At 57.0% G+C, this 16,025-nt stretch carries 14 protein-coding genes; 8 read left to right on the top strand and 6 right to left on the bottom strand.

Translation table 11 applies throughout. The features are described 5' to 3' along the window. The first annotated feature begins 76 nt into the window (after positions 1-76). From I3V23_02230 to I3V23_02210, 5 genes are read left to right on the top strand one after another with little or no spacing between them, the layout of a single operon-like run. Complete coding sequence (locus tag I3V23_02230; GenBank protein ID QPI85833.1) at positions 77-2,230, top strand: FAD-dependent oxidoreductase; 2,154 nt, start codon at positions 77-79, stop codon at positions 2,228-2,230. After that, on the top strand, positions 2,227-2,844 hold the full coding sequence (locus I3V23_02225) for a CDP-alcohol phosphatidyltransferase family protein (GenBank protein QPI85832.1): 618 nt from the start codon (positions 2,227-2,229) through the stop codon (positions 2,842-2,844). The genes I3V23_02230 and I3V23_02225 overlap by 4 nt, the downstream gene beginning before the upstream one ends. A gap of 12 nt (positions 2,845-2,856) precedes the next feature. Continuing rightward, positions 2,857-4,044: an ABC transporter substrate-binding protein gene (locus tag I3V23_02220; GenBank protein ID QPI85831.1), complete on the top strand. Its 1,188-nt coding sequence runs from the start codon at positions 2,857-2,859 to the stop codon at positions 4,042-4,044. Then, positions 4,044-5,714, top strand: coding sequence for an ABC transporter permease subunit (locus tag I3V23_02215; protein ID QPI85830.1), 1,671 nt, complete (start codon positions 4,044-4,046; stop codon positions 5,712-5,714). The genes I3V23_02220 and I3V23_02215 overlap by 1 nt, the downstream gene beginning before the upstream one ends. Further along, positions 5,711-6,346: an ATP-binding cassette domain-containing protein gene (locus I3V23_02210; protein QPI85829.1), complete on the top strand. Its 636-nt coding sequence runs from the start codon at positions 5,711-5,713 to the stop codon at positions 6,344-6,346. Before I3V23_02215 ends, I3V23_02210 begins: the two co-directional genes overlap by 4 nt. On the opposite strand, the gene I3V23_02205 is transcribed toward I3V23_02210, so the two are convergent. From I3V23_02205 to iolD, 6 genes are all read right to left on the bottom strand, one after another. Continuing rightward, positions 6,343-7,113, bottom strand: coding sequence for a sugar ABC transporter ATP-binding protein (locus tag I3V23_02205; GenBank protein ID QPI85828.1), 771 nt, complete (start codon positions 7,111-7,113; stop codon positions 6,343-6,345). The two genes, I3V23_02210 and I3V23_02205, sit on opposite strands and share 4 nt — an antisense overlap. Positions 7,114-7,115: 2 nt before the next feature. Next, positions 7,116-8,228: an ABC transporter permease gene (locus tag I3V23_02200; protein QPI85827.1), complete on the bottom strand. Its 1,113-nt coding sequence runs from the start codon at positions 8,226-8,228 to the stop codon at positions 7,116-7,118. A gap of 86 nt (positions 8,229-8,314) precedes the next feature. After that, positions 8,315-9,226 carry a sugar ABC transporter substrate-binding protein gene (locus I3V23_02195; protein QPI85826.1) on the bottom strand — a complete coding sequence of 304 codons (912 nt, stop codon included), beginning with the start codon at positions 9,224-9,226 and terminating at the stop codon, positions 8,315-8,317. Positions 9,227-9,327: 101 nt separating this feature from the next. Then, positions 9,328-10,143: an SDR family oxidoreductase gene (locus tag I3V23_02190; GenBank protein QPI85825.1), complete on the bottom strand. Its 816-nt coding sequence runs from the start codon at positions 10,141-10,143 to the stop codon at positions 9,328-9,330. After that, the gene (iolE, locus tag I3V23_02185) at positions 10,140-11,033 is read right to left on the bottom strand and encodes a myo-inosose-2 dehydratase (protein ID QPI86646.1); all 894 of its coding nucleotides are present in this window, start codon (positions 11,031-11,033) and stop codon (positions 10,140-10,142) included. Before iolE ends, I3V23_02190 begins: the two co-directional genes overlap by 4 nt. An 8-nt stretch (positions 11,034-11,041) precedes the next feature. Next, the gene (gene iolD, locus I3V23_02180) at positions 11,042-12,877 is read right to left on the bottom strand and encodes a 3D-(3,5/4)-trihydroxycyclohexane-1,2-dione acylhydrolase (decyclizing) (GenBank protein QPI86645.1); all 1,836 of its coding nucleotides are present in this window, start codon (positions 12,875-12,877) and stop codon (positions 11,042-11,044) included. Positions 12,878-13,107: 230 nt separating this feature from the next. Here iolD and I3V23_02175 point away from each other — a divergent pair, with 230 nt between their 5' ends. From I3V23_02175 to I3V23_02165, 3 genes are read left to right on the top strand one after another with little or no spacing between them, the layout of a single operon-like run. Next, entirely contained in the window at positions 13,108-13,929 is an 822-nt protein-coding gene (locus I3V23_02175) for a 2,4-dihydroxyhept-2-ene-1,7-dioic acid aldolase (GenBank protein QPI85824.1), read from the top strand. Beyond that, positions 13,929-14,912 carry a hydroxyacid dehydrogenase gene (locus I3V23_02170; protein QPI85823.1) on the top strand — a complete coding sequence of 328 codons (984 nt, stop codon included), beginning with the start codon at positions 13,929-13,931 and terminating at the stop codon, positions 14,910-14,912. The genes I3V23_02175 and I3V23_02170 overlap by 1 nt, the downstream gene beginning before the upstream one ends. Then, positions 14,902-16,023, top strand: a complete 1,122-nt coding sequence (locus tag I3V23_02165) for a Gfo/Idh/MocA family oxidoreductase (GenBank protein ID QPI85822.1) — start codon at positions 14,902-14,904, stop codon at positions 16,021-16,023. The genes I3V23_02170 and I3V23_02165 overlap by 11 nt, the downstream gene beginning before the upstream one ends. Positions 16,024-16,025: the final 2 nt, after the last annotated feature.

Raw genomic sequence — 16,025 nt, 5'->3', positions numbered from 1 at the left:
GAAATAAGACTAGGCGCGCGCGGAATTCTTCGTCAAAAGCGGTGAAACGCTGTCGAATGAGGCTAAGGGGACCACGATGAAAAAACGCGCTATAGCCGCATTTTTGGTGGTGCTGATTGTCTTAGGGTTTTGGGCTCTATCCGCGCTTGATTTATCCCTAGAGGGGCTGCGCGGCTTTGTGGATGGCGCGCAAATGTGGCGCGACCAAAATGCAGGGCTTTTATGGGGCCTCTATTTCCTGATCTATGTGGCGGTCACCGCGCTGTCTTTGCCTTTGGCGGTTTGGATGACCTTGGGGGCTGGCGCAATTTTCGGCTTTTGGTCGGCGTTGTTGATGGTGTCCTTTGCCGCATCCCTTGGGGCGACCTTGGCCTTTCTCACCGCCCGCTATCTGGCGCGGGATTGGGTTATGGCCCGATTTGGCGCGCGGCTTGAGGGCGTCAATCGCGGGCTTGTACAAGATGGGGCCTTTTACCTCTTCACCTTGCGCCTTGTGCCGATTGTGCCCTTTTTCGTTGTTAATCTAGTGATGGGCCTATCGCCGATGAAGGCCTTGACCTTTTACGGAGTAAGCCAACTGGGGATGCTTGCAGGAACGGCCGTTTATGTGAACGCAGGGACGCAATTGGCAACAATCACAGCCGTTGCTGATATTCTGTCGCCCGCGCTGATTGGATCTTTTGCAGCGCTTGGCCTTTTTCCATGGATTGCAAAATTTGCGATTGCGCGCACCAAACGCTATCGCGCCTATCGCCCCTATACGCGCCCTGCCCGTTTTGATCGCAATCTGATCGTGATTGGCGCAGGCGCAGCTGGTCTTGTTTCGGCCTATATCGCCGCTGCAGTCAAGGCCAAGGTCACCTTGGTTGAGGCCGGAGAAATGGGGGGGGATTGCCTCAATTTTGGCTGCGTCCCCTCTAAGGCATTGATCAAATCCGCCAAGCGCGCCCATGACATTGCCCATGCCGAGGAATATGGCCTCATCGCAGCGCCCCCCAAGGTGGACTTCTCGCGCGTCATGGCCCGCATTCATGAGGTGATTGAAACCATCGCGCCCCATGACAGCGTAGAGCGTTACGAGGGTTTGGGGGTCGAAGTGATCAAAGGCTATGCCCGCATCCGTGACCCTTGGCATGTTGAGATCACGCAAAATGATGGCAGCGTCACAACCTTATCCACCCGCGCGATCATCGTGGCCACGGGCGCATCCCCGACCATCCCCCCCATCAAGGGCCTGTCCGAAGTGCCCTATCTGACCTCTGACACATTATGGTCAGAGATGAAAACCCGTGACACCGCCCCACAATCCATGGTGGTTTTAGGGGGTGGGCCGATTGGCTGCGAATTGGCGCAAAGTTTCGCACGGCTTGGGGTTCAGGTCACACAAATCGAACGCGCGCCGCGGCTTTTGGCGCGCGAAGATGAGGAGGTCAGCGCCGCCCTTCTTGCCGCGATAGAGGGCGATGGGGTTGCCGTCAAAACAAGCTCAACGGCGCAATCCGTGAGCCGTGCGGGTGATCAGATTGCCGTGGAAATCGAAGGGCCAGAGGGCCGTGAGGTGATCCTGGCCGATGATCTTTTGGTGGCAGTCGGGCGCAGCCCGCGCCTAACAGGGTTTGGCCTTGAGGAACTGGGGATTGTCACAGATCGCAAGGTCGACACGAATGACTATTTGCAAACCCTTTTCCCCAATATCCTCGCCGCAGGCGATGTCGCAGGCCCTTATCAATTCACCCATACGGCAAGCCACGAGGCCTATTACGCCGCCGTAAACGCGATGTTTGGGGATATTAAGCGCAGCAAAGCCGATTATCGCACTATTCCTTTTGCAATTTTCACCGATCCCGAAATCGCCCGCGTTGGCCTGTCCGAAAGTGAGGCCCAAACCAAGGGCGTGGCTTATGAGGTCACGCGCTATGATCTCGATGATCTTGACCGCGCCATTGCCGATGGCACCAGAAAGGGGTTTGTAAAGGTGCTGACTGCAAAAGGCAGTGATCGCATTCTTGGGGCCACGATTATCGGGGCCGAGGCGGGAAATCTCTTGGCCGAATTCACCTTGGCCATGAAACACGGGCTTGGGCTGAACAAAATCTTGGGCACCATTCACATTTATCCAACCCTCGCAGAGGCGAATAAATATGTCGCAGGGAATTGGCGCAAAGCACGCGTGAACCCCCGCGCCCTTACGCTGCTGCAGCGGTTTCACGACTGGAGGCTCGGAAAATGATCGATGCCCGCCTATTGCCCCTACAACGCCGCCTGACCCGCCCCTTTGCCGAAGCTTTGTATAAGGCCAATATCAGTGCAGATCAGATCAGTTTGTTTGGCTTTGCTCTGGGGCTGTGCGCCCTGCCTGCGCTTGCAATGGGGCACTTTGGGTTGGGTCTTATGTTCATCCTGCTCAACCGCCTTTGTGACGGGTTGGATGGGGCTGTGGCGCGGATCGCGGGGCCAACAGATCGAGGCGCGTTTTTGGATATCGCGCTTGATTTTCTCTTTTACGCGAGCATCCCAATTGGGTTTGCGCTCTTCGACCCGACTCGCAACGCCCTGCCTGCTGCGCTCTTATTGGCCAGTTTCATTGGTACGGGCGTGTCATTTATGGCTTATGCGGTGATTGCCGCGAAACGCGGGTTGCATTCTTCAGCCTTTCCGCAAAAAGGGTTCTATTACTTGGGCGGCCTGACCGAAGGGGCCGAAACAATTGCCGCATTTGTGGTCTTTTGCCTTTTCCCCATGGCCTTCCCTGCCTTTGCGTTTATTTTTGCAGCGGCCTGCGCCATTACAACACTCACCCGCCTCATCGCGGCATGGGTGGCTTTTTCACCGAACACGCATTGAGAGAGAGACCTCATGATCAAACGCCTTTTGCCGATACTGGCCCTTATGATGGCTACACAAACCCATGCGCAAACATGGCAAGAGACAGTGGATGCCGCGCGCGGGCAGACTGTGTATTGGCATGCTTGGGGCGGTGATCCACGCACGAACAGCTATATTGATTGGGTCGATGCGCAGATGCAGGCGCGGTTTGGTATCGCGGTCGAGCATGTGCCGCTGACCGACACGGCAGAGGCCGTGACAAGGGTTCTCTCAGAACGTGCCGCAGGTCAGAACACGGGCGGCGCGGTTGATCTGATCTGGATCAACGGCCCAAATTTTCTAGCGATGAAAGAGCAAGATTTGCTGTTTGGCCCCTTTGTTCAACGCCTGCCAAATGCGCGCTTTGTTGACCTGTCGCCTGATGCGCCTGCATCGGTTGATTTTACCGTTCCCGTTGATGGGCTAGAGGCCCCATGGCGCTTGGCCAAATTTGTGTTCATCCATGACAGCGCCCGCGTTCCGAACCCGCCACACTCTATGGGCGAATTGCTTGATTGGGCGCGTGACAATCCCGGCCGCTTTACCCATCCCGATCCTGCCAATTTCATGGGGGCCAGTTTTCTAAAACAGGCTTTGATCAGTTTGGTTGATACCCCCGCCATCCTGCAAAACCCTGTGAGCGAGGCGGATTATGCCGCCCTCACTGCCCCCCTTTGGGCATGGTATGATGCCTTGCGCCCCTTGATGTGGCGGGAGGGTGAAACATTCCCTGAAAACGAGTCGATCCAAGCGCGCCTTTTGAACGATGGCGAAATCGATATCACCATGTCCTTTGACCCAAGCTATGCGGCAGCGGCCATCAATTTGGGGCTTTTGCCCGACACGGCCCGCGTTTTTGTGCCCGAGGGGGGAACGCTTGGAAATATCAGTTTTGTGGCGATCCCCTATAACGCGGCCCATGTTGACGGGGCGCAGGTTGTGGCAGATTTCCTGTTATCGCCCGAAGCGCAGGCGCATATGCAAAATATCGACAATCTCGGCGCGTTTTCCGTGCTTGACCCCGCGCTGATGGATGCCGAAGCGGCAGCGTTTTTTGCAGACCTTCCACAAAGCCCCGCCTTGCCCGAACTGGCCGATCTGGGGCCAACCTTGCTTGAACCCCATGCCAGCTGGATGACCGCCATCGCTGAAGATTGGGCGGCGCGCTACGCACGCTGATGGGGCGTGGCGCATCTATCGGTGTGTTCAGCGCGGCGGCGGCCTTGGTCTTGGCCCCGATTGTCGCGGGCTTTGCCATTGGCCTTGCGGCCAGTTTGGGCTTTTTCCCCGCGATTGGCGCAGATCACCTGACATTTGCGCCCTATCAGCGCTTGATGGCGGTGCCCGAGTTTTGGGGCGCGCTTGGTCTGTCGCTGCAAACAGGGGGGGTGGCCACGGCCATCTCACTGTTGCTTGCGCTGATCTTCGTGGCGCAAGGCGGGGGGGAAAGCCGTATCTTAGCCCCGCTATTGGCCATTCCCCACGCTGCAATCGCCCTTGGCCTTGCATTCTTGATTGCGCCTTCGGGGTGGATCATGCGCGCGCTTACGCCCCTTTTGGGCTTTGAGCGCCCCCCAGATCTGGCCTTGGTGAATGATCCTGCGGGGTTTGCATTGATCCTTGGCTTAGTGATCAAAGAAACCCCCTTTTTGGTCATCGCTATCGCCAGCGCCATGGCGCAATTGCCCGTGACCCGCACGCGCCAAATCGGGGCAAGCCTTGGCTATGGCACGCTGCGCATTTGGGCGCTGCTGATCTTGCCGCAGCTTTACCCGCTGATCCGACTGCCTGTGATGGTAGTGTTGGCTTACGGGCTATCTGTGGTGGATATGGCCTTGATCTTGGGGCCGAATGCGCCGCCAACCTTCGCCGTCTTAGTCACGCGCCTGTTCATCGCGCCTGATTTGACGCTGCTATTGCCCGCATTTGCGGGGGCTATGGTTCAAATCGCACTGATTGCCTTGGCCTGTCTCAGCCTATGGTTATGTGAGCGCGGCATGATGCGACTTGCCAAGGCCGAGGCGCGCATGGGGCGGCGTGGGGGAACGCGGATACCCCTGTCATGGACCACGCCCCTGCCGCGCGGGATCATGGGGTTGGGTCTGCTCGGCATTGTGGGCTTGCTTTTGTGGTCGATCACATGGCGTTGGGTTTGGCCTGATGTTTTTCCACAATCCCTATCCCTCAGGGCATGGCAAAGCGGCGATTGGGCTGCGCCCCTTCAGACAAGCCTTGAGATCGCAGTGATCAGTCTGACAATCGCAACACCGCTTGCGCTTCTGACACTCGAGGCGGTGGATCATTTGCCCAACAAATTGGCGAAACCTATCCTTTTGCCGCTGATATACACCCCGCTGTTGATGCCCCAAATTGGGTTTCTTTATGGGGTGAATATTGCCGCGCTGAAACTTGGCATCACGGCAGGGGTGGCGCCCGTGATTTGGGCGCATATTTTGTTCGTTTATCCCTATATTTTGTTGATGCTGCTCGATCCGTGGCGCGCACTAGATCGCAGGGTTTCACAGGCGGCAGCCGCACTTGGCGCAGGGCCGTGGCGGCGGTTTTTCGCTGTGAAACTTCCCTTGATGCTTCGGGCAATCATGGTGGCCATGGCAGTTGGCTTTGCCGTTTCCATTGCGCAATATCTGCCGACCCTCTTTGTGGGCGGCGGCAGGGTTGCTACGATCACCACTGAGGCGGTCACGCTCGCCTCAGGCGGGGATCGCAGGATCACAGGGGTTTATGGCAGCCTTCAGGCCGCGCTGCCCCTGTTGGTCTATCTGCTGGCCTTCTTGACCCCGCGCTATGTTTGGCGCAACAGACGCGCGATGCAAGCGAGGGTGACATGAGCCTAGAGATCAGAGACCTAAGCCTCAGCATTGGGAAACGGAGGCTGTTTCAGCCCCTCAGCCTGAGTGTTGCGCGTGGCGAGGTTGCCACGATCATGGGGCCATCTGGCATCGGAAAATCCACCCTTTTGGCGGCGATCGCAGGCCATCTTGATCCATCCGTCACGGCGACTGGTCATATGACCCTTGAGGGGCAAGACCTAGCCGCCCTTACCCCCGAAACACGCGGGGTGGGCATGATTTTTCAAGATCCGTGCCTTTTTCCCCATCTCAGCCTTGGTGACAATCTTGCCTTTGGTCTGCGGGCAAGCGCCGACCGCACCGCGCGCCGCGCAGGCATAGAGGCAGCCCTTGAGACAGCGGGCCTTGCGGGCCTCTATGAGGCAGACCCAGACACCCTTTCAGGCGGCCAAAAATCCCGTGCCAGCCTGATGCGCAGCCTCTTGGCAGAGCCGCGCGCGCTGTTGATGGACGAGCCTTTTTCCGCCTTGGACATGGAATTGCGAGATGAGATGCGCCGCTTTGTTTTTGCACATATCCGCGCGCGCAATATTCCTGCGGTTTTGGTCACACATGACCCCGCGGATGCAGAGGCCGCGCACGGCCCCTGCTGTCAGTTACAGCGAGATTAGATCACGTCTAGCTCTGCCTTAAGGTCGCCCATCTCTGCGCCCCCTGACATCAAGCGGCGCATTTCCTTGTCACCGATCTCGGTAGCGGTGCCCGCCCCAATCGTTTTACCAAGCGCAAGGAACGTGTAGCGATCCCCCACCAGACGCGAATGGATTTCGTTATGCGTGATGAAAATAATCGCAATATCCCCGCGTGCGCGGACGCGTTTGATTGTTTTCAAAACACCCATCTGCTGACGCTGACCAAGCGCTGATGTTGGTTCATCCAAGATCAGAACCTTGGCCCCGAAATAAATCGCGCGCGCAATCGCCAATGTCTGACGCTGACCGCCCGACATTGTGCCAACCGCCTGCGTGGGGTCAGAGAAATCAATACCGATTTTCAGCATCTCATCATGCGCAATCTTGTTCATTTCATTCATGCGCAAGCTGCCAAGCGGCCCCGTCAATTCACGACCCATAAAGAAATTACGGGTGACGCTCATCAACGGGTTCAGGGCCAAATCCTGATACACTGTGCCAATGCCAGCCGCAGAGGCATCCCGCGGCGAGCGGAAGGTAACAGGTTTCCCTTCGATATAGATTTTGCCTTCGGTGGGTTGGTGAACACCTGCAAGGGTTTTAATCAGGGTCGATTTACCCGCCCCGTTATCCCCCAACAGGCAATGCACCTCACCTGGAAAGACCTCAAGGTCAACGCCACCGAGGGCCGTGAAAGGGCCAAAGCGTTTGACCAGATTTTCTACGCGAAGATATGGTTCAGCCATGGTTAAATCCCTCCCGTGATACGCTTGCGGATACGCTCATTGGCGAAAACCGCAGCAAGCAGGATACCGCCAAGGAAAACGCGGAACCATGCGCCATCGATAGCAGGAATGAAGAACACCGCATTCGCCACAAGGCCAACGGTGATCGCCCCAAAGACCACGCCAAGGATGGATCCAAACCCGCCCGTCATCAGTGTGCCACCTACAACCGCGATGGCAATCGCGAACAATTCCATCAAATTGCCTTTGGCGGCATCTGATGTGTTGGTGTCATACACCTGACATGCGGCAAACATCGTGGCGCAAAAGGCGGTGAACATGAACAGGCCCACTTTTACCTTGTCGACTGGCACACCATTGGCGCGCGCGGCCTCTTTGTTGTCGCCTGTCGCGTAAATCCAGTTGCCGATTTGGGTGCGGCTGAGCACGAAATAAGACACGCCCGCGATCACAATCCACCAGAAAAACCGCGCGTCAAACCCGTGAACCCATTGTTCGCCATTGCGGTTAAGATTACCGCCAAGCGCGAACCAAATATCATAGAACCACCCGAACACCTCGCCGCCCATGATGTCGGCGAACCAGCTTTCCAGTTTGAAATCTTGCAAACCCGAGATTTGGGTCGATTGGTTGATCAGGCGGAAGCTAACTTCGGTAACCCCGCGCAAGAAAAACAAAAACGCCAAGGTCACAATGAAGCTCGAGAGGCCAGATCGCACAACGATCATGCCAATCACCCAACCGATCCCTAATGTCATCGCAAGGGTGATGAAAAACGCTGCGGCAGGGGTTGCTTCGCCCAGACCAAAGGGCAAACCCCATTTCAGCATCATCGCCATCGACATGCCCGCAAAGCCAATCATCGAACCGATTGACAGGTCAAATTCGCCTGCAATCATCAACACAGCGGCCCCCGTGGCAATGATCCCATATTGGGCAATAATCGCGATGTTATTTTTCAGACCCAAGGGGTTAAACGCCTTACCATCCGAGGCAATCGCCAAGGCCGCAATGATGATAATCATCACCACGAAAGAGCCGATCTCGGGACGGCGTAAGATTTTTTGAAAGGCAGTTTCTTGTTGAAGCCTGTTCGCTTCGCTTCGATCGGCCATATCTCACATCCTGTTTTTATTTGGATTTTGAGGGTGAAAACAGGCGGGAAATCCCGCCTGTTTCAAGTCTCGACTGATCACAAAACTTAGCGATCGATGCCTGCGAGTGCAGAAACCGATGCCGCGTTGGATGCATCCACAAAGCCTGGGCCAGATGGGATGTTCGCACCAGGCAACAGGCCTGCGCCTGTGTTGTAGAGGTGCAGGACGATCACAGGCATGTAGCCCTGCAGACGCTGCTGCTGGTCGATTGTGAAGGCCGCATCACCTGCTTGGATCATGTCCATCACGCCAGGGGAAAGGTCGAAACATGCCAAATGCACGTCTGCGCCAACTTCCTTGATCGCGCGGTTTGCCGCTTCACAGACATGTGGGCCAACAGCCAAAACGCCATCGATGGATGCGTCTGCCTGCAGCGCCGCTGCGGTGCGGGTTTCGATCTGTGCAGGGTCGTTTGACACGTCAATCATGTTCAGATCGCCGCCGATACCTTCAAAGTAGCCTGTGCAACGATCCACAAGCGCGGTGTTGAACGCTTCTTGGTTCAAGCAAAGCCCGTTGGTCACGCCTTCTGCTGCTGCGCGCTCACCGGCCTTTTGACCTGCCAAACGCTCTGGCTGACCTACGTGCATCAATGCACCCAGCTCTGCAGATGCTTCGAGGCCCGAGTTCATGGTGATCACAGGGATACCATCGGCAACAGCGGAACGAATTGCTGGCCCGAGCGCGTCTGCGTCAGGCAGCGATACGATGATTCCATCGGGCTGCGTTGCTGCTGCGGCTTCGATCAGCTGCGCCATTGCAGCCATGTCGCCAGATACGTCAAAGTTATATTCAAGGGTCGCACCTACAGCCTCGGCTGCATCACGGCCACCCTTTTCCACCACAGGCCAGAACGGGTCTGTGCCCTGCGTGTGGGTGATCATAACATAACGCTCAGCATGTGCCGCACCTGCCATCAAAGCAGCTGCTGCAGCGGTGAGAATAAGTTTTTTCATGGTCTTCCTCCCAAGTTATATGCTCCGAAGAGCTGTTATTCTGCGCTTATGGCAGAATTCTTTGAAACACCTACGGGCGCGCCCTCATGCTTGGCCCCTCCTCATGGCACCAATGCATGGGCAGGCGCAGGTGCCTGTCCATCATACCCGCCCCAGACAGATTGATCGAAATGAATGACAGAGCCCGTCATCATCCCGCTATCGTCTGACGCCATCCACAAAACTGCTTTTGCCACCTCCACCGGGTCAAGCAGTCTTCCGTAAGGTAATTCTTTTGCGGCGCGATCAAGGGCGCCTGCATCTCCCGTCTCCGCCTCTTGCAAGGCACGTTCGCCATCGGAGTTCATCCATCCGATATCCAATTGGTTCACCCGCACCCCATTGCGCATGAGGGCAAAGCCCGCATGGCGGCTCAGCGTGGCAAGCGCACCCTTTGACACCGCGTAAGGCGCAAGAAACGGTTGCCCTACCCGCGAAGATGCGGATCCAATATTGACGATGCTGCCTTTGACACCTGCCTCTTGCATCAGCAAAACGGCGTCTTGCATCAAGAAAAACGGCGCACGGGTGTTAACCGCAATCATCTTGTCAAACAGCGCGGCGTTGGTGTTCAGCAGATTGCCACGATCGGTCATGCCTGCCGCATTGACCAAAATATCCACGCGGCCAAAATGCGCCTTGGCTGCGGGAATAATACCACGCACCGCATCCAAATCGGCCAGATCCGCGCCCACAACGTGGCATGGGGTGCCAAATTCGCCCGCGATTTCATCGCAAACGCGCTGACCTTTAGCGCTATCACGACCGACCAGAATAAGCCCCTCGGCCCCCGCTTGTGCGAATACGCGCGCAATCGCGGCCCCAAGACCTTGGGTTGCGCCCGTTATGACGGCAATTTTTCCGTCAATACGGTTCATCCAATGACCTCATAATGCGCCTGCGCCATGACATCCATCAGGGTCTTATGCCCCGTGATGGCCATTTCCTTCGGCGGATTTGGTTTGGGGTCTTGTTCGGCTTCGATCACGAACCAACCCTCATATCCATGGCCTGCAAGCGCTGAAACAATCGCATGAAAATCTAAATCCCCATCCCCTGGCACTGTGAAGGCCCCCTTAACAACAGCATCAAGAAAGCTTTCGCTGCTTCGGTCAAGGGTGTTTATCACATTTTTCCGAATATCCTTCGTATGCACATGGGTTATCCGCGCGTGATGATTGTCGATGACGCGCAGATTATCCCCGCCAGCAAAGGCCATATGCCCCGCATCAAACAGCAGCGGAACCGAGGAATGCTTCATAAACAAATCAAGCTCAGACTCGGTTTCGACCACAGCGGCCATGTGATGATGATAGGAAATCGGCATCCCTTGGGCCGCGCACCAATCGGCAAAATCCGACATCTTGCGCCCGTAGGCGGCCATCTCGGCCTCGCTAATCACTGGCTTTTGCGCCAAAGGCACTTCGCGCTTACCCTGCACAGATCGCGCTGTTTCCCCGTAGACGATGCACGGCGCGCCTGCGGCTTTGAAAAACGCCATTTGCTCTGCAATGCGATCTTTCTCGCGCTCGATATCCCCATCAAGCAATTCACCCGAAAACCAACCGCCACAAACCGAGATCCGATAGCGATCCAAGATCGGGCCTAAAACCGCCATATCCATTGGAAAGCGGCGGCCTGTTTCCATGCCGCTAAACCCTGCCTCGGACGCTTGGGCCAGACATTCCTCTAGGCTGACGTCATCTGACAATTCAGGCAGGTCGTCATTCCACCATGCAATCGGGGCAATGCCCAATTTGGCCTTCAACATGAGGTTTACACTCCAATCCGCTGTTTTTTGCGGAATTCTTCTTGCCCCTTGCGGGCGGCTTGAACGCTTTCACGGGGGCTGACTTCGGGCACGCCGACATACCAATCCGCGCCGCCATCTGTCCAAGTATAGGCATCAGAGGCGATTGAAATCACGGTTGTCGCATCGGTGGTCTGTGCCCATTCCATCGCGGCCTCTAGATCAGCAAGGCTGTCACAATGGCGCGCATAGGCCCCCATGGCCTCGGCATGTTTTGCAAAATCAACATGGCGCACATTGGCAGGGTCTTTCACGCGGCAATCCTTGAGCAGGTTGTTGAACCCTGCCCCGCCCGTATTGGTCTGCAAACGATTGATCACTGCATAACCACCGTTGTCGCAGACGATAACAATCATCTTATGGCCTGAGATCACCGAGGAATGGATGTCGGAATTCATCATCATATAAGACCCATCCCCGACCATGACGATGGGTGTGCCTTTGCTGCCTGCCATCGCCATCGCGTGGCCCCAGCCCCCTGCAACCTCATAGCCCATGCAGGAATAGCCGAATTCACAATCATAGGTGTGCGGTGCTTTGCAGCGCCAATTTTTGATCGTTTCACCGGGCAAGCCGCCTGCGGCTGTCACCATCACATCTTCGGGGCGCGCCATGCGGTTCACAACACCGATGACCTGCGCATAGGATGGCACGGCCTGGTTTGTGGGCGCTTGGCCCTTGTCCAAGAAATCATTCCACTCGGCATACCATTTTTGCGCCTGCGCCATACGGGCAGACGGGGCAGACCAATCGCCTAATTGCGCATCAATCTCGGTGATCGCCTCAAGCGCATCCCCCACAACGGCCTGTGCGCGGTGCTTCTGCGCATCAAACCGCGCGGCGTTGATATTGATAAACCGCGCATCCTTCGGGAATGTTGTCCATGATCCTGTCGTGAAATCCTGCAGACGGGTGCCAATGGCAATCACCACATCCGCCGTTTCGGCCAATTGCCGCGCGGCCTCGGTGCCCTCAATCCCCATTGGGCCTGCATAGGCAGGGTTGTCATGCACAACGCCGCCCTTGCCCGCAATGGTTTCAGCCATGGGGATACCACGGCGCTTCGCGAAATCAGCCACCGCGGCCTCGGCCCCAGAATAGCGCACCCCACCCCCCGCGATGATGAAGGGATTCTTCGCGGTTTTCAGGATCTCGACCGCCGCCTCGACCTGATCGCGCGAGGGGCGTGGGCGGGCGATAGTCCAAACCTTCCGTTCGAAAAACGCCTCTGGATAATCATAGGCCAATTCCTGCGTGTCTTGCGGCAGACCAAGGAAGGCCGGCCCACAATCCGCAGGGTCTAGCATCGTGGCCACAGCCGCAGGCAAGGATTGGATGATCTGCGCAGGATGGGTGATCCGATCCCAATAGCGCGTCACAGCGCGGAAACTGTCGTTCACCGTGATGCTTGGATCCCCGAAATGCTCGACCTGCTGCAACACAGGATCGGGCAAGCGGTTCACATAGGTGTCGCCCGACAACAACAAGACGGGCAAGCGGTTGGCATGCGCAACACCCGCAGCGGTGACCATATTCGTGGCCCCTGGCCCGACAGATGAGGTCGCGACCATGATCTGACGGCGTTTCTTTGCTTTGGCATAGGCAATCGCGGCCAAGGCCATGGATTGTTCATTTTGCCCGCGCCATGTGGGAAGCTGATCTTGAACGCGCTCTAGCGCCTCGGCCAAGCAGGTTACGTTACCGTGGCCAAAGATCCCGAACACCCCTGCAAACAGCGGCACCTCCTCGCCATCAATGATGGTGAATTGATTAACCATGTAGCGCACGATTGCCTGCGCCATAGTTAGACGCACAGTGCCGTTTGCACTTGCTCGGTTACTCATACCAGCACCCCTCCCCTGGGCTAGATTCGTCCTCACACGAAATGTATATTGACAAAAAAATTTTTATGCAACGATCATTGCAAAAACTTTTTGACGCTGCAATAGTGACGCTGAAAGACTGTGCGCTTGCTTAAACTTTGGGCGAGGGATTCCCCCAAATCGCGACCGCAGTCATGGGGAGGTTAGAAATGAAAGCAAACAGACTCAAGGCCTTATGGCAAGGGGATCAGCCCGCGTTGAATGGGTGGTGTTCCATCGGTTCTAGCTTTACCGCCGAGATCATGGCGGCGCAGGGTTTTGACAGCATCACCATTGATATGCAGCATGGCGCGTTGGATTATGGCATGGCTTTGCCCATGATGCAGGCCTTGCGCAATGCAGGCCCCACGATCATGGCCCGCGTGCCGTGGCGTGACCCCAGTTGGATCATGAAGGCCTTGGATATGGGCGTTGAGGGGATCATCTGCCCCATGGTGAATTCTCGCGCCGAAGCAGAAGAATTCGTCAGCTACCTGCGCTACCCCCCGCATGGGCAGCGCAGCTATGGCCCGACCCGCGCGGTGATTGCCGACCCCAGTTACAATGTCAAAGACGCGAATGCGCAGGTTCTGGCCATTGCCATGATCGAAACCGCGGCAGGCATGGAACATCTTGAGGAAATCGCAGCGACCCCTGGCCTAGACGGTATTTATGTTGGCCCTGCTGATCTGACCCTCGGCACCCAAGCGGGGCGTTTGCCCCCAGGATTTGACCGCGAAGAACCCGAGATGATCGCGATGATTAAGGAAATCGCCGCCGTATGCCGCAAGAACAAAATCGCCGCCTGCCTGCATTGCGGCAACCCCGCCTATGCGGCCCGCGCCATTGACTGGGGCTATCGCCTCACCACTGTTGGGGGTGACGTGCGCTTTTTGGCGCAATCAGCCCGCGCGGCGGTCACGGGCTGGCATGAGGTTGTGGGCCGCGCCGGTGGGTCGGACAGCACGGGTGCTGGCAAAGGGGGCTATTGATGACACGGCTCTTGGTTGCAGGGGCGCTTCACCCGACAGGTGAGGCGCTGCTTGAGCGGCTTAAAACGCAGGGCGTGGATGTCACCTATGTGACCGATCCCGCACCTACGGCCTATCTGCCCTATCTGCCGCAGGCCGATGCGCTTGTGCTGCGCACACAACCCCTGACGGCCGAGATGATTGCAACTGCACCAGACCTGAAAATCGTCTCGCGCCACGGCGTGGGATATGACGCGGTGGATGTAGATGCATTGTCGGCCCGCGGAATTGGCTTGGCCATTGTGGGGGATGTGAATTCTATCTCCGTGGCCGAGCAGGCCATGATGATGATGCTTGCTGGCGCGAAACAGGCGCTAGAGGCGCATTTCGCCACGCGTGGCAGCGAAGGGTTCGAGTGGAACTGGCGTAATCTATTGCGCGCGCGTGAGGTGTATAACAAACGCCTCTTGATCATCGGCTATGGCCGCATCGGGCGGCGTTTGGCGAAAATGGCCGATGGGTTTGGCATGCATATATCCGCCTATGACCCCTATCTTTCCCAAATGGGCGCATGGCCCGAAGGGGCCGCGCAAGAAGTGACAGATTTATCCGCAGCCTTGGCTGAGGCTGATTTCATATCGGTGCATATCCCCGCCGCCAAAGGCGCGCTGCTGGATCGCGCTGCCTTTGGGAAAATGAAACGCGGCGTTGTGATCTGCAACACGGCGCGCGGTGGCGTTGTCGATGAGGCGGCCCTGTTGGCGGCGCTCAAGGATGGCACGGTGGCCGCGGCAGGATTGGATGTGTTCCAATCCGAGCCCCCTGCCCGTGATAACCCGCTTTTCTCGGATCCGCGGGTGATCCTGTCGCCCCATATTGGCGGGCTGTCCAATGAGGCGGCTGAACGTATGGCCTGCGCCTGTGTGGAAAACGCGCTGAACTTTATCGAAGGCAGGATTGATCCTGCGCTCATTGTCAATCACGAGGCAATCAATGGCAGCTAAACCGAAACTTCGCATTGGCTTGATTGGATCGGGCTTTATGGGCAAAGCGCATGTGTTTGGCTTTGCTACCGCTGCGCGGGTGTTTGATCTGCCCTATGAGGTGGAATTACACACGCTGGCAGATGTCACGCTTGCGGGGGCTCAGGCCGCGGCGGCTGGGTTTGGCTTTGCCCATGCCACGGATCGGTGGCAGGATTTAATCGAAAACCCCGATATAGATGTGGTCGATATCACCGCGCCAAATGCGTTGCACAAAGAAATGGCCATGGCCGCGATTGCGGCGGGCAAGCATGTCTATTGCGAAAAGCCCTTGGCCCCCTTGGCGCGTGACGCAGAGGAGATGGCCATTGCGGCAGAGGCGGCAGGGATCAAAACCCAAGTTGGGTTCAATTACCTGTGCAACCCCATCATGGCGCTGGCCCGCGAGATGATTGCGGGCGGCGAATTGGGTGACATTCGCAGCTATCGCGGCGTGCATGCCGAGGATTATATGCGTGATGCAAGCGCACCCTATTCCTTCCGTCATGATCCTGCGGGCGGCGGGGCCTTGGCCGATATTGGCAGCCATGCTTTGGCCACGGCGGAATATCTGTTGGGGCCCATCACCCGCGTTATGGGGGATTGCGTCACCATGATTGACCACCGCAAGGATGCCACGGGCTCCGCCCGCAAGATCGAGGTCGATGATGTCGGGCGCGCCTTTTTGCGGTTTAAAAATGGCGCAACAGGGTCGATTGAGGCCAATTGGGTCGCCACGGGCCGCAAGATGCAGCATGATTTCGAGGTCTATGGCAGCAAAGGCGCCCTCATCTTTACGGGCGAGCGGTTCAACGAGCTGCATTTCTACAACACCGATGACGCAACAGGCCGTCAAGGATTTCGCAAAATCGAGGCCAGCCCAGATCACCCGCCCTATGGGCAATTCTGTGTCGCACCGGGCCATCAGATTGGCTTTAACGACCTCAAGGCGATTGAGGTCGCAGGCTATCTTGATGCCATCGCAGATCGCGCGCCTGAACCCTTTAACTTTCGTGCTGGGTTGCGCATCCAATATCTGGTTGAAACCATCCAAGCCTCGGCCAAGTCCGAGACGTGGATCGCGACAGTCTGATC

The organism is Rhodobacterales bacterium HKCCA1288 (assembly GCA_015693905.1).
GTDB lineage: Bacteria > Pseudomonadota > Alphaproteobacteria > Rhodobacterales > Rhodobacteraceae > M30B80.
The sequence above is the reverse complement of the archived record's forward strand: the minus strand, read 5'-3'. Positions and strand labels throughout refer to the sequence as shown.